The sequence below is a fragment of the Proteiniphilum sp. UBA1028 genome, assembly GCF_002316955.1.
GTDB lineage: Bacteria > Bacteroidota > Bacteroidia > Bacteroidales > Dysgonomonadaceae > Proteiniphilum.
This window is the reverse complement of record NZ_DCEN01000067.1, coordinates 3,721-4,113: the sequence shown is the minus strand read 5'-3', so window position 1 is coordinate 4,113 and position 393 is coordinate 3,721. Positions and strand designations below refer to the sequence as shown.

Here is a 393-nt window from a genome sequence, read left to right as displayed (position 1 = left end):
CAGCATATCCCAGAACTCCTTTCTTGAGACCGGGTCTACCCCTGTGGTAGGCTCGTCCAGGATCAGGATCTCCGGTTTATGGATCAGTGCGCAGCTAAGGGCCAGCTTCTGTTTCATTCCGCCCGAGAGCGCTCCGGCACGCCGTTTTTTAAAGGGCTCGATTTGTTGGTAAATATCTTTGATCAGGTGGTAGTTCTCTTCTACGGTTGTATTGAAGAGCGTGGCGAAAAATACCAGGTTCTCCTCCACGCTCAGATCCTGATAGAGTGAGAACCGGCCCGGCATGTAACCGATAATCTGTCGTATCTTCCGGTAATCCTTCACCACGTCGTGCCCATTCATTATTGCCGAACCGCTATCGGGCAGGATCAGTGATGCCAGGATCCGGAAGAG

At 52.2% G+C, this 393-nt stretch carries 1 protein-coding gene; it reads right to left on the bottom strand.

From position 1 onward, the window contains the following. Positions 1–393 (bottom strand): ATP-binding cassette domain-containing protein (locus tag B3Z75_RS11380; RefSeq protein ID WP_294071713.1); only part of this gene is annotated, 393 nt, incomplete at both ends.